The 18,769-nt window shown below is 65.3% G+C and carries 19 protein-coding genes; 7 read left to right on the top strand and 12 right to left on the bottom strand.

Features of this window, described 5'->3' with window-relative positions:
* Positions 1–63: 63 nt before the first annotated feature.
* Positions 64–2,520 (bottom strand): heavy metal translocating P-type ATPase, encoded by a 2,457-nt coding sequence (locus DCM80_RS13180; protein WP_257197351.1) that lies wholly within the window; start codon positions 2,518–2,520, stop codon positions 64–66.
* Between the two features lie 64 nt (positions 2,521–2,584).
* Between DCM80_RS13180 and DCM80_RS13175 the strand changes: the two genes are divergently transcribed.
* Positions 2,585–2,860 carry a metal-sensitive transcriptional regulator gene (locus DCM80_RS13175; protein ID WP_257197350.1) on the top strand — a complete coding sequence of 92 codons (276 nt, stop codon included), beginning with the start codon at positions 2,585–2,587 and terminating at the stop codon, positions 2,858–2,860.
* Between the two features lie 161 nt (positions 2,861–3,021).
* Here DCM80_RS13175 and DCM80_RS13170 read toward each other — a convergent pair whose 3' ends face one another.
* On the bottom strand, positions 3,022–3,987 hold the full coding sequence (locus DCM80_RS13170) for a YiiX/YebB-like N1pC/P60 family cysteine hydrolase (RefSeq protein WP_257197349.1): 966 nt from the start codon (positions 3,985–3,987) through the stop codon (positions 3,022–3,024).
* 192 nt (positions 3,988–4,179) lie between these two features.
* On the opposite strand from DCM80_RS13170, the gene DCM80_RS13165 reads away from it, so the two are divergent.
* Entirely contained in the window at positions 4,180–5,577 is a 1,398-nt protein-coding gene (locus tag DCM80_RS13165; RefSeq protein ID WP_257197348.1) for an NAD(P)/FAD-dependent oxidoreductase, read from the top strand.
* Positions 5,578–5,594: 17 nt separating this feature from the next.
* On the opposite strand, the gene DCM80_RS13160 is transcribed toward DCM80_RS13165, so the two are convergent.
* The 4 genes from DCM80_RS13160 to pheS all read right to left on the bottom strand — a co-directional run bounded on the left by DCM80_RS13160 (position 5,595) and on the right by pheS (position 10,572).
* On the bottom strand, positions 5,595–6,368 hold the full coding sequence (locus tag DCM80_RS13160) for a sulfite exporter TauE/SafE family protein (protein ID WP_257197345.1): 774 nt from the start codon (positions 6,366–6,368) through the stop codon (positions 5,595–5,597).
* Positions 6,369–6,422: 54 nt separating this feature from the next.
* Positions 6,423–8,831 carry a phenylalanine--tRNA ligase subunit beta gene (gene pheT, locus DCM80_RS13155; protein ID WP_257197344.1) on the bottom strand — a complete coding sequence of 803 codons (2,409 nt, stop codon included), beginning with the start codon at positions 8,829–8,831 and terminating at the stop codon, positions 6,423–6,425.
* Positions 8,828–9,274, bottom strand: coding sequence for an endonuclease domain-containing protein (locus DCM80_RS13150; RefSeq protein WP_257197343.1), 447 nt, complete (start codon positions 9,272–9,274; stop codon positions 8,828–8,830). The genes pheT and DCM80_RS13150 overlap by 4 nt, the downstream gene beginning before the upstream one ends.
* Before the next feature lie 215 nt (positions 9,275–9,489).
* On the bottom strand, positions 9,490–10,572 hold the full coding sequence (gene pheS / locus DCM80_RS13145; protein WP_257197342.1) for a phenylalanine--tRNA ligase subunit alpha: 1,083 nt from the start codon (positions 10,570–10,572) through the stop codon (positions 9,490–9,492).
* A 152-nt stretch (positions 10,573–10,724) separates the two neighbouring features.
* Here pheS and DCM80_RS13140 point away from each other — a divergent pair, with 152 nt between their 5' ends.
* Positions 10,725–11,138 (top strand): hypothetical protein, encoded by a 414-nt coding sequence (locus DCM80_RS13140; RefSeq protein ID WP_257197341.1) that lies wholly within the window; start codon positions 10,725–10,727, stop codon positions 11,136–11,138.
* Between the two features lie 8 nt (positions 11,139–11,146).
* Here DCM80_RS13140 and rplT read toward each other — a convergent pair whose 3' ends face one another.
* A complete protein-coding gene (gene rplT / locus DCM80_RS13135; RefSeq protein WP_028133567.1) occupies positions 11,147–11,506 on the bottom strand; it encodes a 50S ribosomal protein L20 in 360 nt (119 codons plus the stop codon).
* A gap of 81 nt (positions 11,507–11,587) precedes the next feature.
* The gene (gene rpmI, locus DCM80_RS13130; protein ID WP_008539890.1) at positions 11,588–11,788 is read right to left on the bottom strand and encodes a 50S ribosomal protein L35; all 201 of its coding nucleotides are present in this window, start codon (positions 11,786–11,788) and stop codon (positions 11,588–11,590) included.
* 271 nt (positions 11,789–12,059) lie between these two features.
* Here rpmI and DCM80_RS13125 point away from each other — a divergent pair, with 271 nt between their 5' ends.
* Positions 12,060–12,464, top strand: a complete 405-nt coding sequence (locus DCM80_RS13125; RefSeq protein WP_257197340.1) for a hypothetical protein — start codon at positions 12,060–12,062, stop codon at positions 12,462–12,464.
* Between the two features lie 155 nt (positions 12,465–12,619).
* Here DCM80_RS13125 and infC read toward each other — a convergent pair whose 3' ends face one another.
* Positions 12,620–13,159, bottom strand: coding sequence for a translation initiation factor IF-3 (gene infC / locus DCM80_RS13120; protein WP_080672213.1), 540 nt, complete (start codon positions 13,157–13,159; stop codon positions 12,620–12,622).
* 249 nt (positions 13,160–13,408) lie between these two features.
* On the opposite strand from infC, the gene DCM80_RS13115 reads away from it, so the two are divergent.
* Both DCM80_RS13115 and DCM80_RS13110 read left to right on the top strand, forming a co-directional pair.
* Positions 13,409–14,221, top strand: a complete 813-nt coding sequence (locus tag DCM80_RS13115; RefSeq protein WP_257197338.1) for a carboxylesterase — start codon at positions 13,409–13,411, stop codon at positions 14,219–14,221.
* A gap of 141 nt (positions 14,222–14,362) precedes the next feature.
* On the top strand, positions 14,363–14,833 hold the full coding sequence (locus DCM80_RS13110) for a nuclear transport factor 2 family protein (protein ID WP_257197337.1): 471 nt from the start codon (positions 14,363–14,365) through the stop codon (positions 14,831–14,833).
* Positions 14,834–14,911: 78 nt separating this feature from the next.
* Here DCM80_RS13110 and DCM80_RS13105 read toward each other — a convergent pair whose 3' ends face one another.
* The 3 genes from DCM80_RS13105 to DCM80_RS13095 all read right to left on the bottom strand — a co-directional run bounded on the left by DCM80_RS13105 (position 14,912) and on the right by DCM80_RS13095 (position 17,711).
* Positions 14,912–15,709 carry a thioesterase family protein gene (locus DCM80_RS13105; RefSeq protein ID WP_257197336.1) on the bottom strand — a complete coding sequence of 266 codons (798 nt, stop codon included), beginning with the start codon at positions 15,707–15,709 and terminating at the stop codon, positions 14,912–14,914.
* Positions 15,710–15,894: 185 nt separating this feature from the next.
* Positions 15,895–17,070: a tRNA epoxyqueuosine(34) reductase QueG gene (gene queG / locus DCM80_RS13100; protein WP_257197335.1), complete on the bottom strand. Its 1,176-nt coding sequence runs from the start codon at positions 17,068–17,070 to the stop codon at positions 15,895–15,897.
* Complete coding sequence (locus DCM80_RS13095) at positions 17,019–17,711, bottom strand: glutathione S-transferase family protein (RefSeq protein ID WP_257197334.1); 693 nt, start codon at positions 17,709–17,711, stop codon at positions 17,019–17,021. Before DCM80_RS13095 ends, queG begins: the two co-directional genes overlap by 52 nt.
* 169 nt (positions 17,712–17,880) lie before the next feature.
* On the opposite strand from DCM80_RS13095, the gene DCM80_RS13090 reads away from it, so the two are divergent.
* Positions 17,881–18,687, top strand: coding sequence for an undecaprenyl-diphosphate phosphatase (locus tag DCM80_RS13090; RefSeq protein ID WP_257197333.1), 807 nt, complete (start codon positions 17,881–17,883; stop codon positions 18,685–18,687).
* Positions 18,688–18,769 lie beyond the last annotated feature (82 nt).

The following is an 18,769-nucleotide window of genomic DNA, read 5'->3' as shown; positions in this document are numbered from 1 at the left end:
AAACCGCTCCTGCATAGCCCGGATGGAGCGTAGCGCCATCCGGGACGATCTGGCGAGCTTGCGTCACAGCTGCGTTGCGCGCAAGCGCAGCGCATTGCCGACCACACTCACCGAGGACAGCGCCATCGCCGCCGCGGCGATGATCGGCGAGAGCAGCAGGCCGAAGGCCGGGTAAAGGATACCGGCCGCGATCGGAATGCCGGCGGCATTGTAGATGAAGGCGAAGAACAGGTTCTGGCGGATGTTGCTCATGGTCGCCTGCGACAGCTTTCGGGCGCGGACGATGCCGACGAGATCGCCCTTGAGCAGAGTCACGCCGGCGCTTTCCATCGCGACATCCGTGCCGGTGCCCATGGCGATGCCGACTTCGGCGGCGGCCAGCGCCGGCGCGTCGTTGACACCATCGCCGGCCATCGCGACGATGCGGCCTGCCTTTTGCAGCTTGCTCACCACCGCGCTCTTCTGATCCGGCAGCACCTCGGCCTCGACCTCGGCGATGCCGAGCCGGCGCGCCACCGCCACGGCCGTGGTGCGGTTGTCGCCGGTCAGCATGATCACCTTGATGCCTTCGGCGGCCAGCGCTTTCAATGCCTCCGGGGTCGAAGCCTTGACCGGATCGGCGATCGCGAACAGGCCGGCAAGCCGGCCGTCGACGGCCATGTTGATCACGGTGGCTCCGTCCTGGCGCAGCCGCTCGGCCTCGGCGTCGAGCGCATTGGTGTCGATTCCGATCGAGACGAGATATCTGGCGTTGCCGAGCACGATGGTCTTGTCCTCGACCTTGCCGGTGGCGCCCTTGCCGGTCGGCGAGTCGAAGTGCTCGACCTGGCCGAGCGCAAGCTGCTTCTCCTTGGCGGCACGCATGATCGCGTCAGCCAAGGGATGCTCGCTGGCGCGCTCGACGCTGGCCGCAAGCCGCAGGATGTCGTTTTCCGCAAAGCCGGCTGCCGGCACGATCGCGACTACCTTGGGCTTGCCCTCGGTCAGCGTGCCTGTTTTGTCGACCACCAGCGTGTCGATCTTCTCCATCCGCTCCAGCGCCTCGGCGTTCTTGATCAGCACGCCGCCCTGCGCACCGCGGCCGACGCCGACCATGATCGACATCGGCGTCGCCAGGCCGAGCGCACAGGGGCAGGCGATGATCAGCACGCTGACGGCGGCGACGAGACCGAAAGCGAGCCGCGGCTCCGGCCCGAACCAGGCCCAGGCGGCGAAGGCCGCGAGCGCGACGACGATCACGGCGGGCACGAACCAGCCGGCGACCTGATCGGCCAAGCGCTGGATCGGCGCGCGCGAGCGCTGCGCGTCCGCGACCATCTGCACGATCTGCGACAGCAGCGTCTCGCGGCCGACCTTGTCGGCGCGCATCACGAAGCTGCCCGACTGATTCAGTGTGCCGGCAATGACCTTTGCACCGGTTTCCTTGGTGACGGGCATGGATTCCCCTGTCACCAGGGATTCGTCGAGCGAGGAGCGTCCCTCGAGGATGATGCCGTCGACCGGCACCTTCTCGCCGGGCCGAACGCGCAGGCGGTCGCCGGCATGAAGCGTGTCGATCTCGACCTCGTGCTCGCTGCCATCGGCGTCGATGCGGCGTGCGGTCTTCGGCGCCAGCTGCAGCAGCGCCTTGATCGCGCCCGAGGTGGCGTCACGTGCACGCAGCTCCAGCACCTGGCCGAGCAGCACCAGCACGGTGATGACGGCGGCGGCTTCGAAATAGACTGCGACCGCACCTCCATGGGCGCGGAACGTGGCGGGGAAGATCTGCGGCGTGACGGTGCCGAGGACGCTGTAGACATAGGCAACGCCCGTGCCCATCGCGATCAGCGTGAACATGTTGAGGTTGCGCGTCAGCAGCGATTGCCAGCCGCGGACGAAGAACGGCCAGCCGGCCCACAGCACCACCGGCGTGGCGAAGGCGAGCTGGATCCAGTTCGACAGCGTCGGGTCGATCCAATTGTGCGGACCGGCGAGATGGCCGCCCATCTCCAGCACCACAGCCGGCAGCGACAGCACGCCGCCGATCCAGAACCGCCGGGTCATGTCGGCGAGCTCGGGATTGGGGCCGGTCTCCAGGCTCGCAAGCTCCGGTTCCAGCGCCATGCCGCAGATCGGGCAGCTGCCGGGGCCGACCTGGCGGATCTCCGGGTGCATCGGGCAGGTGTAGATCGTGCCCGCGGGCATCTCGGGTTCGGGTGCCTTTTCCTTGGCGAGATATTTGGCGGGATCGGCCGCGAACTTGGTGCGGCAGCCGGCCGAGCAGAAATGGAAGGTCTCGCCGTGATGGGTGAGCTGGTGCTTCGAGGTCGCGGGGTCGACGCTCATGCCGCAGACGGGATCTTTGACCTTCGTCGCGCCCTCGCCAGCGTCATGCGCGTGATGATGAGCGTGGCCGCCGTGCCCGCCGCAGCAGGAGGACGCCGCCGGCTTGGCCGCTTCCGTCTTGGCCGCTTCCGTCTTGGCTGAGCACCCGCATCCGGAATGTCCGCCCGCGTCGTGATGATGCCCGTGTTCGTTCATAGCCCTGCTCCGGCGCCTGTATCCGGGTCTTGCAACCCATACCCGGTAGGGGTATATAGACCCCATGCGCAAGGACATCAAGGCATCTGTCGAAAAACGCCTCGGCCGGATCGAGGGCCAGGTTCGCGGCCTCTCGAAAATGGTAGAGGAAGACCGCTACTGCATCGACATCGTGACGCAGATTTCGGCCGTGCGGGCCGCGCTGCGCCGGGTCGAGGAGGAGATCCTGAAGGATCACGTCGCCCATTGCGTCGAGCACGCCATCGCGAGCGGCGACAAGGCCGATCAACGCGCGAAGATCGCGGAGCTGATGGCGGTGATCGGACGGGCGGAGCGGTAGATCGCGCTCTCTCCATCGTCATTGCGAGCGCAGCGAAGCAATCCAGACTTCTACCGCGGAGGCAGTCTGGAATGCTTCGTCGCAAGAGCTCCTCGCAATGACGGTGGAGAGAGCGAAATTTCTTCGCAAGTTGTCCCAGCCTCGCCGGGATGCCGGTGGACCTAAGCCGCCATCGCCCGCACCCGCGCACGGTAGGTCGCGAGTTCGCTGAGCTGCACGAAATGTTCCGAGAAGGTCACACTGGCTTGCGCAGGCTGCGCGCTCACTTCTTCAACGGGAATTTCAGCCGACGCCTCTTCGTCAATCGCTTCAGGAACGAGCGGCGGCGCCAAGAGCGTTTCTGGAAACACACCGAATGAGCCCGCTACCTCCTCGAGCGGCTTCTGCTTGTCGGCCCAGTGCAGCGCGGTGTAGTCGAACCCGTGCACGATGGTGGGTTTGACGACCTCGAAATAGGGCGAGATGTCGAAGTCGCGGGGCATGTAGAGCGATGAATCGCGGATGTGCAGGATCTCGCGGCGCGCGGCGCGGCTGCCGGCCTTGGTGATCTTCGGCAGGATCGGGTAGCGCACGGCATCGAACGCCTGCGCGATCAGCGCCGAGCAGATGATCTTGGTCGGATCGCCCGAGCCGATCGCGATCATGCGTCGCCGCCAGCGCTGCGGTATCGGCATCGGGAACAGATAACGCATCAAGTCGACGATGTTCTTGGTGTCGTAGCCGAAGCCGATTCGGTTGATCGCATAGCGGCACACCGTGGTGCGATCCTCATAGGACAGCCCGACCGGTCGGCAGAGGCGGGTGTGATACGGGAAATACTTCGACAGTGGCGCAGAGGTGACGCCTTCGCCGATATTGGCCTCGATCAGCACATGCGGCTCGCCGTCGGGCTCCGCGGCGCCTTCGACCGGGCCGACATAGAGCGCGGCATGCGACCAGGTCGACTGGGTCAGATACTTGATGATGCCGGAGATGCGGTTGTTGCCCTCGACCAGCAGCACGTCACCGGCCTCGATGACGCCGCGCAGGTGCTCCGGGTCGCTCGGCGTGAACGGCTCGTAGCCCGGCACCTCCTTGGAGAGGTACGCGGCAATCAACTTGCCGACTGAATCCAGGACCGTCCCCATGTCGAACTCCCCCCACGGCCTTTCCCGGCCGTCTTTTTCCCTTCTCTATCATGGTCGAAACGTCTTGCAATTCGGTTCATCACTCCGTGAGGTCAAGCACGATTGATTCACCATGATGGTTGCCGTGCAACATCAGATGCGGCAAGGTTCGCTGACTGTTCCCGTCCGCCGCAAGTCCTCGGAAACCATGACATGACAATCACGCGCCGCGGTTTCCTTGTCGCGTCGGCGGCTCTTGCCACGGTGCCGGCCCTGCGCGCCAACGCGGCCAGCCTGCCGCGCGAGGCCGACATCGTCGTGGTCGGGGCCGGGGCTGCGGGAATCGCTGCGGCGCGGCGCATCATGGCGACGGGCCGCAAGGTGGTCGTGCTCGAAGCGGCGTCCCGGATCGGCGGCCGCTGTCTCACCGATACCACCACTTTCGACACGCCGTTCGACCGCGGTGCACGCTGGATGTACAATCCAGATACCAATCCGATGATCCGGCTGGCGCGCAATGCCGGGCTCGATGTGCTGCCGGCGCCGTCCGGCCAGAAGATGCGCATCGGCCGCCGCAACGCGCGTGCGGGCGAAACCGAGCAATTCCTGGCGGCGCTGGTGCGTGCCAACCGCGCCATCGACGAGGCGGCGCGCGGCAAGCTGGATACGTCCTGCGCGTCGGTGTTGCCGAAGGATCTCGGCGACTGGGCGGGCGCGGCCGAGTTCTTGCTGGGCGCAGGCTTCGCCGGCAAAGACCTGAAGGAGCTGTCGGCGATCGACAAGGGGCGCGCGCAGGACCGCAACGCGGCGATCGCCTGCCGTCAGGGCCTCGGCACGCTGATCGCCAAGCTCGGCGAGCAGGCGCCGGTGGCGCTGTCGACGCCGGCGAGCCGAATCGCCTGGAGCAACCGTGACGTCAGCGTGGAGACGCAAGCCGGCAAGATCGCCGCGCGCGCCGTCGTCGTCACGGTCTCGACCAACGTGCTGACATCGGGCGCGATCAAGTTCACCCCCGACATTCCCAAGCGCACGCTGGACGCGGCGGCAAAGCTCGGCCTTGGCAGCTACGATCGCATCATGCTGCAGTTGCCGGGCAACCCGCTCGGCCTGTCGCGCGACGATATCCTGATCGAGCAAAGCAGCTCGACGCGCACGGGGCTAATGTTCGCCAATATCGGCGGTTCCTCGCTCTGCTCCATCGATGTCGGTGGCGCGTTCGGCCGCGAGCTTTCCGAGCAGGGCGAGAAGGCGATGGAGGCCTTTGCCAGGGAATGGATCACAAAACTGTTCGGCAGCGAAGCTGCTTCTGCGGTGCAAAAGACCAGCGCCACGCGCTGGAACGCATCGCCTTACGTGATGGGCGCGATGTCGGCGGCCTCCCCCGGCGGTCAGCTCTCGCGAAAGGTTTTGGCGGAGCCGATCGGCAACGTATTCCTTGCCGGCGAAGCCACCCATGAGACGCTGTGGGGCACTGTCGACGGCGCCTGGGACAGCGGCGAGCGCGCCGCGGACGCGGCCTTGCGCAAGATCGGCGCGCTCAAGGACGACCCCGCCGACGTGCCGACGCAGTCGACGAAGAAGCGCAGAGCGCCGCGGCAGCAGGGCAATTAAGCCCGCTACGGCGGAGCTTATCGGCGCAACACCCCATCCAATGCGGGCAATCCAAAAATCACCGCCATCGCGATCAGCGCGTAGCAGATGCCGCGAAACACTTTTTCGCTGGCGCGTCCGAACAGCGAGGCGCCGAATGCGACGCCGACCGCATAGACCGGGCCGACGATCAGCGCCAGCGCGAGCGATTCGCGGCTGATCAGTCCGGTGGCCGCGTAACTGGTCATCGAGAACAAATCGGAGGCGCCGAAGAACAGCACGATGTTGGCGCGTGCGACCATCGGCGCGATCGGACGACCGAGCCAGTAGCCGACGATCGGCGGGCCGCCGGTCTGGGCGAGGCCGCTGCAGAAGCCGGAGAGCCCGCCGATGCCGACCGAGAGCCAGGCGTGGTCCTTGCCGCGATAGCGCCAGCCCGACAGCAGCAGAAGCAGCAGCGCAGCGACGAAGCAGGAGATGATCCAGCGCGTGGTGACGGGCTCGAGCACGCTGAGGAAATAGGTGCCGGCGGGTACGCCGACCAGCGCGCCCAGCACGATCACCGCGGTGGCCTTGCGGTCGGCCTTGCGCCACGCGTCGGGCAGGAGCGGCGCGGCCGAGACGAAATCGATGACGAGCAGGAGTGCCGCGACCAGCCGCGGCGCGGCAATGCTGCTCGCCAGCGGCATGAAGATCAGCGCCGCGCCGAAGCCGGAGAAGCCGCGCGCGGTGCCCGAAACGAAAGCGACGGTGCAAAGCGCCATCGCGATGCCGAGGCTGACGTCCTTCGGGAGAAAGTCAGCAAGGGTCATGTTTTCCATTCTGGAGCATGATGTCGTCCGAGAACCGCTTCACGCCTTTCGGCATCATGCTCGCAGAGTGCCGCCCGTCTTCTTCGTCACCTCGGCCACGATCTTGGCGGCGACGGCGTCGATCTCCTGATCGGTCAGCGTCTTCTCGCGCGGCTGGAGCGTGACCGCGATCGCGATCGACTTCTTGCCGTCATCGATGCCCTTGCCCTCATAGACGTCGAAGACGTTGACGCCGGTGATCAGCTTCTTGTCGACGCCTTGCGCGGCGCGCACGATGTCGCCCGTCTTCACGGTGCGATCGACGATGAAGGCGAAATCGCGCGACACCGGCTGGAACGCCGAGAGCTCGATCACGGGCTTGGCGCGGGTCGGCTTCTTCTTTGCCTCGGGGATGCGGTCGAGGATCACCTCGAACACGACAAGCGGGCCGTCGGCGCCGAGGGCCTCCAGCGCGCGGGGATGCACTTCGCCGAAATATCCCAGCACGTTCTGCGGCCCGATCTGGATCGTGCCGGAGCGGCCCGGATGCAACCACGACGGTCCACCCGCGACGATCTGCAGCGCCTGCATCGGCGCACCGGCCGCGGCCAGAACGGCCAGCGCGTCGGCCTTCGCGTCAAACACGTCGGCCTGCGCCGAGCCCGACCAGTGCCGGCCCAGACCTTCGGACGAGGCAAAGCCGCGGCGAACGCCGCTTGCGGCCATGAACTGGTCCTGCGGGCGATCGCCCCTGAAGATCTGGCCGACCTCGAACAGCGCGACATCGCTCATGCCGCGATTGGCGTTCGCCTGTGCCGCCGCGATCAGGCCCGCGAGCAGCGTCGGACGCATGTCGGAGAGATCCGACGCGATCGGGTTGGCGACTTCGAGCTCGCGCTGGCCGCCACCGAACAATTCTGCGGCGGCCTTCGTGATGAACGACCAGGTCACCGCTTCGATGATGCCGCGGCTTGCCAGCGCCCGCCTGGCGCGGCGGGTGCGCAGCTGAAGCGGCGTCAGCACCGGTTTGCGGGCGTCCTCGCCGCGCTCGAACGGCGTCATCGGCACCTTGTCGACGCCGAAGATGCGGACGATCTCCTCGACGATGTCGGCCTTGCCGTGGACATCTGAGCGCCACGAGGGCACCGCGACCTTCACCACCGGGCCCGGGCCCGCCATCATGAAGCCGAGATGGGTCAGGATGCGCTTCATCTCGGCTTGGGGCACCTCGATGCCCGACAGGCGCTTGACCTCGGTGATCGGGAACTCGATCAGGCGATCGTCGCCGAAGGCCTTGCCGACCACGACATTCTCGGACGGCGTGCCGCCGCACATTTCCATCACCAGCTTGGTCGCGAGCTCCAGCCCGGGCACCATGAAGGCCGGATCGACGCCGCGCTCGAAGCGGTAGCGCGCGTCGGAATTGATGCCGAGCTTGCGGCCGGTCTGGGCGATGTTGATCTCGTTCCACAACGCCGATTCGATCAGCACGTCGGTGGTGGTCTCGTCGCAGCCCGAGGCTTCGCCGCCCATGATGCCGGCCAGCGATTCGACGCCGTGCTCGTCCGCGATCACGCAGATCGCAGGATCGAGATTGTAGGTGCGGCCGTCGAGCGCGAGCAAGCTTTCGCCGTCGCGGGCGCGGCGCACGACGAGATTGCCCTTCACCTTCTTGGCGTCGAACACGTGCAGCGGCCGCGCGCGGTCGTAGGTCATGAAGTTGGTGATGTCGACCAGCGCGTTGATCGGACGCAGGCCGATCGCGGTCAGCCGCTTCTGCAGCCATTCCGGCGACGGCCCGTTCTTGACGCCGCGCACGAGACGAAGCGCGAAGCCCGGGCAGAGCGCGGCGTCCTCCACCGTGACCTTTACCGGGCACGGGAATTCGCCCTTGATCGGCTTGATGGTGTGATCGACGAACTTGCCCATGTCGGCGGCGGCGAGGTCGCGCGCGATGCCGTGCACGCCGGTGCAGTCCTGCCGGTTCGGGGTCAGATTGATCTCGATCACGGGATCGCCGAGCGCGGCCCATTCGGCGTATCCGGCGCCGATCGGTGCATCCGCCGGCAATTCCATGATGCCGTCATGGTCGTTGGAGATCTGCAGCTCGGCCGCCGAGCACAACATGCCGCGACTCTCGACGCCGCGGATGGTGCCGACACCGAGCGTGATGTCCTTGCCGGGAATGTAGGTGCCGGGCGGCGAGAACACGCTGACGAGGCCCGCACGCGCATTCGGCGCGCCGCACACCACCTGCACCGGCGCGCCACCGTCACCGGTGTCGACCATGCAGACGCGCAGGCGGTCGGCATTCGGATGCTGTTCGGCCGAGATCACCTTCGCGATGGTGAAAGGCTTGAGCGCCTTCGCCTTGTCCTCGATGTTCTCGACCTCGAGCCCGATCATGGTGAGCTTGTCGGCAAGCCTTTCGAGCGGCTCGTCGGTGTCGAGATGATCCTTCAGCCAGGAGAGGGTGAATTTCATGGCTGCTCTTTCTCCACGGAGACGGTCTGCTCCCTCCCCCGCTCGCGGGGGAGGGCTGGGGAGAGGGTTCTCTCCGCGACGGTGGTCGCGATTGTTTCGAGAACGCCGCTGCGATTGGTCATGACATCGAGATTGCTGAAGCGGAGCACCTTGAAGCCCTTCGCCTCAATCACGGCAGAGCGACGCGCATCGGCGCGTTCGCCTGCATCCGAGAAATGTTGGCCGCCATCGAGTTCGATGACGAGCTTGGCGGCATAGCAGATGAAATCGGCGATGTAATTCTCGATCGGCACTTGGCGGCGAAAGACCACGCAGTTCAATCGGCCGGCGCGCAGCTCTGACCAGAGGATCCGTTCCGCGTCAGTCGAATTGCGCCTGAGCGCGCGCGCATTGGCGCGCAGCTTGGGCGATACTTTCCAATCCGGATGCTCGGGATCGACCATTGGCAGCCCCATCGCGGAGAAACCCTCTCCCCAACCCTCCCCCGCAAGCGGGGGAGGGAGTCCGACCTGTCGGGTGGGCGGAGAATACATGCCGTTGAAATGAAGGGTCCACCCTCGAACCATCGACTCCCTCCCCCGCTTGCGGGGGAGGGGCGGGGAGAGGGTTGTCTCAACAGCGGGAACGGAGAGAGTTTTCGTATGGCCGAAAGCAAGCATCACGAACTCAATCCCCCCGCTAGCGTCGGCACTTCCAGCGGCTTGAAGCCGTAATGGCTCAGCCAGCGCACGTCGCTGTCGAACAGCTGGCGCAGGTCGGCGATGCCGTATTTCAGCATGGCGATGCGGTCGATGCCCATGCCCCAGGCGAAGCCCTGGTACTCGTCGGGATCGATGCCGCAGGCGCGCAGCACGTTCGGATGCACCATGCCGCAGCCGAGAATCTCGAGCCAGTCCTCGCCTTCGCCGAAGCGGATCTCGCCCTTGTCGCGGCGGCACTGGATGTCGACTTCCAGCGACGGCTCGGTGAACGGGAAGAACGAGGGACGGAAGCGCATGTTGATGTGGTCGACCTCGAAGAACGCCTTGCAGAACTCGTGCAGGATCCATTTGAGGTGGCCGAGATGCGAGGTCTTGTCGATGACGAGGCCTTCGACCTGGTGGAATTGCGGCGTGTGGGTCGCGTCCGAATCGATGCGGTAGGTACGGCCCGGGCAGATCACGCGGATCGGCGGCTTCTGGCTCAGCATGGTGCGCACCTGCACCGGCGAGGTGTGGGTTCGCAGCAGCACGCGCGAGCCGTCCTCCTTCGGGTTGAAGAAGAACGTGTCGTGCATCTCGCGCGCGGGATGGCCTTCCGGGAAGTTCAGCTTGGTGAAATTGTAATCGTCGGTCTCGATGTCGGGACCTTCGGCCACCGAGAAACCCATGTCGGCGAAGATCGTGGTCAGCTCGTCCCAGACCTGGCTCAGCGGATGGATGCGGCCGGCCTCGGCCTGAGCCTCGCGCAGCGGCAGCGTGACGTCGACGGTCTCGGACGCCAGTCGCGCATCGAGTGCCGCGGACTTCAGGACATCGCGTCGTGCGGCGAGCGCCTCGCCGACCTTGTCCTTGGCCTGGTTGATCGCCGCGCCTTGCGTCTTGCGCTCGTCGGGCGACATCTTGCCGAGCGTGGCGAGCAGCGCCGAGATCGAGCCCTTCTTGCCGAGGGCTGCGACGCGCACCGCTTCGAGCGCGGCTTCATCGCCGGCGGCGGCGATCTGGTCGAGGATGGATGTTTCGAGCGTTGCGAGGTCGGACACAGTCAAATCCTTGGCTCCAAATTCGGCTGGGTTGTCGCCGCCGGGAGGGCGTAACGTCAAGCGAAAAGCCGGCGTTTTCGGGCTCCCGCCCGGCTGGGTTGAACCTCGTGCGGGGGCGGGCCACCAAGGGAGGATACGAGGAGACCTTCGCGATGCCGTCGAAATGCTGTTGGGCCGCTCTGGCCGCTGTTCTCTCCATCGCCGGTACCCCGGCGCGCGCCATGGTCTGCATGGACCAATCCATGACGCTGGACGAGGTCGCGGCCGCCATCAGCAGCCAGAAGAGCTGCGCAAGCGCGATGAAGGTCTTCAGGGATTGCCAGCTGACCGCGAGCGGCGATGTCGAGCTCGGCGCGGCCGTCGAGCAAAAGTGCGAGGCGGACTTCAAGCCCGGTCTCAGTGCCGCGCAGGCGCAGGCCTACAAGCGCGAGATGCACGCATGCGACGTCAAGTACCGGAACAAGTCCGGCACCATGTATCAGTCGTTTACGGCATTCTGCCGGGCGGAGGTCGCCCAGCGTTACTCGCAACGCGCGCTGCAGGCTGCGGGCCGGAAGGCCCGCTAGCGCAAGCCTTACGCTGCCAGCGCAGCCTTGGCCTTCTCGGCGATGGCCTGGAACGCGGCGGGCTCGTTGATCGCGAGATCCGACAGCACCTTGCGGTCCACGGTGATCCCGGACTTGGCCATGCCGTCGATAAATCGGCTGTAGGTCAGGCCGAACGGACGGACGGCAGCGTTGATGCGCTGGATCCAGAGCGCGCGGAACGTCCGCTTCTTACGCTTACGGTCGCGGAAGGCGTATTGCATCGCCTTCTCGACCGCCGGCTTGGCGGCGCGGATGGTGTTCTTGCGGCGGCCGTAGAAGCCCTTGGCGGCCTTGTAGACTTTCTTGTGCTTGGCGTGGGCGGTCACACCGCGTTTGACGCGAGACATGACGAAATCCTTCAGAGATGACTTTGGTTATCGGATTGCCGCGCAAAGGCGCGGCACGTTCGGCAGTGATCGTGGACGCGATCAGGCGTTCGGCAAGAAGTACTTCTTGACGTTGTCGCCGTCGGTCTTGAACAGCACGCGGGTGCCGCGGAGCTGACGGATCTGCTTCTTCGTCCGCTTGATCATGCCGTGACGCTTGCCGCGCTGGGCGTGCATCACTTTGCCGGTGGCAGTCACCTTGAAGCGCTTTTTAGCGCCCGATTTGGTCTTCAGCTTGGGCATTTGGCTCTCCTAATGGCCACAGAGATCCGCCCGCGAAGGCGGCTGGCCGTCAAAAATGCTCGTTAGAGCGTTGATTGTGCTCAGGTTTTACGAACTAGCGCGAAACCCGCACGAACACCGCCACGGCAGCCCTTAATCAGCCGGGCGATGAAGGCTGGGCTTATGGCAGAGGACAAGCCAATTGGCAACGATGAACCGACGGAACCTGGCCGGCGACTATCCGATGTTGCCACCCCCATGTCCCAGCCGTGTCGCCCGGAGCAGGACCAAAATGGCTCGTTTTTCCCGATCGCCTTCGTTTTTGACCGGTTTCGCCCGCCCGCGCCATCTGGCGCTGTTCGCCGTGCTCGCCACGGCCGTCCTGCCCTCGACTGCCGACGCCCGCGTCGGCAGCTATGACGGCATCTGGAATGTCACCTTCGCCACCACCCGGGGCAATTGCAGCTCCGGCTACAGCGTGCCCTTCACCGTCACCGGCCGCCGGGTCTCGTCCGCCGGCGGGGGCCGGGTCTCCGGCACGGTCAACCGCGGCGGCGCCGTCGCGGTCCATGTCTCGGTCGGCGCGTCCCATGCCAGCGGCGGCGGCCGGCTCGCCGGCGTGAACGGCGCCGGCTCGTGGAAAGGCATCATCTCCGGCGATCCCTGCAGCGGCACCTGGCAGGCGACGCGGACCTGAAGGTTCGATTGATCGCCACAGCCCCGGTGCGCTCCCACTCCCGCAAGCGGGCGAGGGTGTAGCAGCGCTCGTGGCCTGCACCTCGACCAAAACAAAACGGCCCGCCGGAGATCCGGACGGGCCGTCAAACTTGCTATGGTCCCAACCAGTCGCGATCAGCGCGGCGCCAGCACCATGACGACCTGGCGGCCTTCGAAGCGCGCGTCCTGCTCGACCTTGGCGAGCTCGGCCACGTCGGTCTTGATCTTGTCCAGAAGCTTGGTGCCGATCTCCTGGTGCGCCATTTCGCGGCCGCGATAGCGCAGCGTAATCTTGACCTTGTCGCCCTCTTCGAAGAACCGCTGCATCGCGCGCATCTTCACGTCGTAATCGTGATCGTCGATCATCGGACGGAGCTTGATCTCCTTGATCTCGACGGTCTTCTGCCGCTTGCGGGCTTCGGCGGCCTTCTTCTGTGCCGAATACTTGTACTTCCCGTAGTCCATAATTTTGCAGACGGGAGGGCTGACATTCGGCGAGATCTCGACCAGATCCATGCCGGCTTCCTGAGCCATGCGGATTGCCATAACTGTCTCGACGGTGCCTTTGTTGTCACCGGCCGCGTCGATCAGCTGGATCTGCGCATTGCGGATATCATCATTGATGCGCGGCCCGTCTTTGCTGGCAGCGGGCGGAGCTTTATTAGGACGGCGAATGGGTGGTTCTCCAAAGTTGTGAAAGAAGCGGCTATCTTGAAGGAAGATGCGGTTGCCGGCAAGCAAGTCGCTCGTGCGGGAAGCGAAAAACCCTCAAATGCGAGGCATTTTGGTCACGCCCGGGCACGCTGATCGACATAGACACCTTGCCTCTGTTCCGCAAGCGTCCCAAAGGGCCAATGCCGCACCCGATGGCGCCGCAGAAGGCGCCCCCGACAGCTCAAACCGCACAGTCAGAGTAAACGTTCCATGACCGATCCAATTCCCGATGCCGTGCTCGACTTCATCGATGTGGGCGAGGGGCCGTCCGCACGCAGGATCGCGGTCCGCCATCGTGCAGGCAGCGGCCCTGGCCTGGTCTGGCTGGGCGGATTCAAGTCGGACATGCAGGGCGGCAAGGCCGTCGCGCTGGACGGCTGGGCCCGGGATCATGGCCGCGCCATGGTCCGGTTCGACTATTCCGGTCACGGCGAATCCGGCAGCGATTTCGCCGATGGAACCATCGGCCGCTGGCTGGAGGACAGCGTTGCGGTATTCGAACGCTTCTGCGACGGCCCGCAGGTTCTGATCGGCTCGTCCATGGGCGGCTGGATGGCGCTGCTGCTGGCGCGCGAGATCAAGAAGCGGCAACAGCAACAGGAGGAGAAGCAACAAGCCAAGGCCTCGCTTGCCGGGCTCGTCCTGATCGCGCCGGCACCCGATTTCACCGAAGAGCTGATGTGGAAGAATTTTTCGCCGGCGGTGAAGCAGGAGATCGAGACCAAGGGCGTCTGGATGAGGCCGTCGGACTATGGCGACGGCTCGCCCTATCCGATCACGCGGAACCTGATCGTGGAGGGCCGCAACCATCTCGTGCTCGGCAGCGCCATCGATCTCGGCTGCCCGGTCCGCATCCTGCAAGGTGCGAAAGATCCCGACGTGCCCTGGCAGCACGCCTTCGCGCTGACGCACCGTCTGCCGGCCGACGACGTCGTGCTGACCATGATCCAGGACGGCGACCACCGCCTCTCCCGCCCGCAGGACATCGCCCGCATTCTTGCAGCGGTCGCCGAGATCGGGTGAGAGTGTAACTCGCTGTCATTGCCCGCGAAGGCGGGCAATCCAGTATTCCAGAGACGGCAGCGATAGAACCGAAAGGCCGTGGCGTACTGGATGCCCCGCCTGCGCGGGGCATGACGGAGAACGAGGGAGGGAGAAGCGCCAATGACAGACACCACCGCCATGCTGCGCGCGTTCTGCGCTGCCGTCGAGCAGCGCAACGGCCGCGCCTTCGCCGAGTTGTTCACCGAGGACGGCGTCTATCACGACGTCTTCTACGGCGCCTTCGCAGGCCGCGAGAAAATCGCCGCGATGATCGACGACTGGTTCTACCGCACCGCGACCGATTTCCGCTGGGACATGCATGATCCCGTCTCGGACGGCACCACGCTCTATGCGCGCTACACCTTCAGCTATCGCTCGACGCTGCCGGAAGCGAACGGCGCGCGGGCGATGTTCGAGGGCGTCGCGATCATGACGCTGAAGGCCGGAAAGATCGCGAGCTATCACGAGGTCGCCAACACCGCGCCGGCGTTCGTCGATCTGAACTTCGCGCCGGAACGCATCGCCAAGATCGTCGCCAAGCAGGGCGCCGAGCTCAAGGGGCGGCCGGAGATGCAGCGGCATTTGGGATAGAGCGCGCAGCTCTCTCCTCTCGTCATTCCGGGGCGCGCCACTTGGCGCGAGCCCGGAATGACGGAGAGAGGCGCGCTCCTACCGTTTCGACGGATTTGCCATCGGCTTGCGCTGCGCCAGCGCGGCGACCGTCGCGGTGCCGATCGGGCCCTGCTCGTCATAGAGCCAGCATTCGCCGATCGCGACGCCATCGGTGGCGTGGTGGTTCACCACCTCGAAGCCGATCCACTTCGTCACCGGCAGTCGGTGCAGATAGATCGTGACGTCGCTGTTGATGTAGCCGAGGCCCTTGTCGCCGGCATTGGCAAACGGGCTGGCGAAATCGGCGCCGGTTGCGACATGCACGAACGGCGTCATCGGCACGCCGGCAACGAGCTCGCGCACCTCGCTCATCCAGAGCCGGCGCGGCCCGAGCGAGCCCATGTGTCCGACGATCGGACGCGTCGTCCATTTGCCGTTCATGCCGAGCCTCGGATCGGTCGGCTTCGGAATGTCGTCCGGCCTCGGCACCTCCCAGTTCGGCGGCGACCAGACGTTGCCTTCGGGATTTTGCGTCTTGCGCAGCAGCTGGCAGGAGGCGCGCGCCATGCTGACGCCGCCGGAGACGAATTCCGCTTCCACAACGCGGATGCGCAGACCGTCGCGCACGAGGCGCGTTGTCACGTCGATCGGCTTGTCGATGGTCGGCAGCCGAAACATGTCGACGGTGAGCCGCGCCGGCACGAAGTCGGGACCGGAATGGCGCTCCTCGATGGCAAAGCCGAGCAGGCCGACGATGACGCGACCGTGCAGCGATTTCGGATCCCAGGGACCATTGGCCACTTCCGTCGGATGGAATGTATCGCCGTCGCGGGTAAAGAAAGGCATGTTTGTCATGCGCGCGAGATTGCGGGATTGGGGAGGGAAATCAAGTGTGGTGAGGCCGAACGTCGTCGCCATAACAACCGCTGTCATCGCCCGACTTGATCGGGCGATCCAGTATTCCAGAGACTGCAGTGATGGAATCGAGAAGCCGCGACGTACTGGATGCCCCGGTCAAGCCGGGGCATGACAGCGGAGGGTTAGGAAGCGCCTTGCCACTCCTCGCGCACGGCCTCGTCCGACTCGTGCTTGAGCCTATCTAGCTTCATCGCCTCAAACTCCTCCCGCTCCAGCAACTGCCCCAGCGCCCACACCGCCGCCCCACGCACCAGCGGACTCTCATCGTCCAGCAATCGCCGCGCCTCGCTCGCCAGCGCGGCTTCGCCGGAGTTGCCGATCGCGATCAGCACGTTGCGCAAGAAGCGGTCGCGGCCGATGCGCTTCACCGGTGACTTCGTGAACAGCGCACGAAAGGTGGCATCGTCGAGCCGTGCCAGTTCGGCAAGCGACGGCGCGCGCAATTCGTCACGCGCGGCGAGCTTGGCTTCGCGTCCCTCCTGCGCGAACTTGTTCCAGGGGCAGGCGGCGAGACAATCGTCGCAGCCGTAGATGCGATTGCCGATGGCTTTGCGGAATTCGCGCGGGATCGGTCCCTTGTTCTCGATCGTGAGATACGAGATGCAGCGCCGCGCATCGAGCTTGTACGGCGCTGGGAAGGCCGCGGTCGGGCAGATGTCGAGGCAGGCCCGGCACGAGCCGCAATGATCGATCTCGGCGGCGTCGCGCGGCAGCTCCAGCGTGGTGTAGATCGCGCCGAGGAACAGCCAGGAGCCGAATTCGCGCGAGACGAGATTGGTGTGCTTGCCTTGCCAGCCGAGACCCGCAGTCTGCGCCAACGGCTTCTCCATCACCGCCGCGGTGTCGACGAACACCTTCACGTCCGACGGCGCGGTCGCGACCAGCCAGCGCGCCAGCGCCTTCAGCCTCTTCTTGATGAGGTCGTGATAATCGTCGCCCTGCGCATAGACCGAGATCGCCGCGCGCGTGCGCTGCTTCAGGATTGCGAGCGGATCGGAGTCGGGACCGTAATTGACGCCGAGCATGATCACGCTGCGCACGTCGCGCCACAGTCCGCGCGGATCGACGCGGCGCTCCGGCTGCGCGGCCAGCCAGTCCATGTCGCCATGGCCGCCGGATGCGATGAATTCGAGGAAGTGTTTGCCGGCGCTCTCGATCGTGCCCGGTGCGGTGATGCCGATGCAGTCGAAGCCGAGCGCGAGGGCTTCGCGCTTGAGCGCCGTCTTCAGTTCAGTCGGATCGGAGTTCAGAAATCCAGGTCCACGTAAGTCCGCGATGCCGGCACGCCGGCCAGCCATTCGCTGAGCAGCGGACGGAACGAGGGGCGGGATTTCACCCGCGCGTACCACGCCTTTGCTGCGTCGTCCTCGCTCCATGGCACGTCGCCCAGATAGTCGATCGCCGAGAGATGCGCCGCGGCGGCGAGATCCGCGTAAGTGAGCCGGTCGCCGGCGAGGAAATTGCGGGTCTGCGCCAGCCAGCCGATATAGGCCAGATGATAGCGCACATTGGCCTTGGCGGCGCGCATCACGTCGGCCGACGGCGGCCCGCCGCCGTTCTCCTCGCTCATGAAGCGCTTGTAGATGCGCTCGGTGACGAGGGGATGCGAGACCTCCTCGAAGAATTTCTCGTTGAACCAGGCCATCAACCGGCGCACCTCGACGCGCTCGGCAAGCGTCTCCGGCATCAGGCGCTTCACGCCCATCTCGGCGCCATAGGCCTCGTCGACATATTCGGCGATGATCGCCGCGCCCGGCACGGGCGGCTGCTCGTCGTCCACCAGGACGGGCGTCGTGCCGGCGGCGTTGAGCAGCAGAAATGCCTCGCGCCGTTCCCAGCTGCGTTCTTCGACCAGCTTGAGGTCGAGCCCATATTCGCCCGCGATCAGGCGGATGAAGCGCGAATGCGGACAGAACGGATGATGAAACAACGTAAACATGAAGCCTTTGACTATTTGATGGTGCTTAAGAATCCATCAATGTTTGTGCGGCGCCACACTAGTCCTTCATAACCGCGAGGCAAGGGCGTGATTTCGCATTTTGCGATTGCGGCATGGGGGCGAATAGGCGAGAAGAGCCCCGCTTTTCAAGCCGAAATGGACCGTAAATATGTCAGACGCGCTACGGGCAGTGATCCTCGGCATCATCGAGGGTGTGACCGAGTTCCTTCCCGTATCCTCGACCGGCCATTTGCTGCTCGCTGAGCGCTTCTTCCATCTCGGCGAAGGCGCGTTCTGGGATTCGTTCACGGTTCTGATTCAGCTCGGCGCGATCCTCGCCATCGTCGGGCTCTACTTCAGGAAGCTCTGGGACGTCGTGATCGGCATGTTCACGGGCGATGCCGATGCGCGCCGCTTCGTGATCGGCGTGCTGGTGGCGTTCCTGCCGGCCGTGATCGTCGGCCTTGTCGCCGGCAAGTACATCAAGGCCTTGCTGTTCAATCCTTGGGTCATCTGCTTCACGCTGATCGTCGGCGGCGCCATCCTGCTCTGGATCGACAAGCTCGAGCTGAAGCCGCGGGAGCACGACGCCACCAGGTTTCCGCTTCTGATGTATCTCTATATCGGCATCGCGCAGTGCGTGGCGATGATCCCGGGCGTATCGCGCTCCGGCGCCAGCATCGTCGCTGCGATGCTGCTCGGGGCCGACAAGCGTGCGGCGGCGGAGTTCTCGTTCTTCCTCGCCATCCCCACCATGATCGGCGCCTTCGCCTACGACTTCTACAAGAGCCGCGCCGAGATGACGATGGACCATATGGGCATCGTCGCGATCGGCTTCGTGGTGTCGTTCATCACCGCCATCATCGTGGTGAAGACGTTCCTGACCTACGTCACCCGCCACGGCTTCGTGGTGTTCGCTTGGTGGCGTGTCATCGTCGGCACGCTCGGCCTGATCGCGCTGGCGCTCGGGCAATAGAAGCCGCTGAAGTTTTGAAGCCAACTCCGGCGAGGCTGCGCTCCCTCTCCCGCTTGCGGGGGAGGGTTGTGGGGTGGGGGTG

Source organism: Bradyrhizobium sp. WBOS08 (genome assembly GCF_024585125.1).
Lineage (GTDB): Bacteria > Pseudomonadota > Alphaproteobacteria > Rhizobiales > Xanthobacteraceae > Bradyrhizobium > Bradyrhizobium japonicum_B.
Note: the sequence above shows the minus strand (reverse complement) of the source record. Positions and strands in the feature narration are given on the sequence as shown.

Coding starts and splice junctions, on each gene's coding strand:
- DCM80_RS13180 (WP_257197351.1), bottom strand. CDS start 2,520: ATGAACGAACACGGGCATCATCACGACGCGGGCGGACATTCCGGATGC.
- DCM80_RS13175 (WP_257197350.1), top strand. CDS start 2,585: ATGCGCAAGGACATCAAGGCATCTGTCGAAAAACGCCTCGGCCGGATC.
- DCM80_RS13170 (WP_257197349.1), bottom strand. CDS start 3,987: ATGGGGACGGTCCTGGATTCAGTCGGCAAGTTGATTGCCGCGTACCTC.
- DCM80_RS13165 (WP_257197348.1), top strand. CDS start 4,180: ATGACAATCACGCGCCGCGGTTTCCTTGTCGCGTCGGCGGCTCTTGCC.
- DCM80_RS13160 (WP_257197345.1), bottom strand. CDS start 6,368: ATGACCCTTGCTGACTTTCTCCCGAAGGACGTCAGCCTCGGCATCGCG.
- pheT (WP_257197344.1), bottom strand. CDS start 8,831: ATGAAATTCACCCTCTCCTGGCTGAAGGATCATCTCGACACCGACGAG.
- DCM80_RS13150 (WP_257197343.1), bottom strand. CDS start 9,274: ATGGTCGATCCCGAGCATCCGGATTGGAAAGTATCGCCCAAGCTGCGC.
- DCM80_RS13140 (WP_257197341.1), top strand. CDS start 10,725: ATGCCGTCGAAATGCTGTTGGGCCGCTCTGGCCGCTGTTCTCTCCATC.
- rplT (WP_028133567.1), bottom strand. CDS start 11,506: ATGTCTCGCGTCAAACGCGGTGTGACCGCCCACGCCAAGCACAAGAAA.
- rpmI (WP_008539890.1), bottom strand. CDS start 11,788: ATGCCCAAGCTGAAGACCAAATCGGGCGCTAAAAAGCGCTTCAAGGTG.
- DCM80_RS13125 (WP_257197340.1), top strand. CDS start 12,060: ATGGCTCGTTTTTCCCGATCGCCTTCGTTTTTGACCGGTTTCGCCCGC.
- DCM80_RS13115 (WP_257197338.1), top strand. CDS start 13,409: ATGACCGATCCAATTCCCGATGCCGTGCTCGACTTCATCGATGTGGGC.
- DCM80_RS13110 (WP_257197337.1), top strand. CDS start 14,363: ATGACAGACACCACCGCCATGCTGCGCGCGTTCTGCGCTGCCGTCGAG.
- DCM80_RS13105 (WP_257197336.1), bottom strand. CDS start 15,709: ATGACAAACATGCCTTTCTTTACCCGCGACGGCGATACATTCCATCCG.
- queG (WP_257197335.1), bottom strand. CDS start 17,070: ATGGCTGGCCGGCGTGCCGGCATCGCGGACTTACGTGGACCTGGATTT.
- DCM80_RS13095 (WP_257197334.1), bottom strand. CDS start 17,711: ATGTTTACGTTGTTTCATCATCCGTTCTGTCCGCATTCGCGCTTCATC.
- DCM80_RS13090 (WP_257197333.1), top strand. CDS start 17,881: ATGTCAGACGCGCTACGGGCAGTGATCCTCGGCATCATCGAGGGTGTG.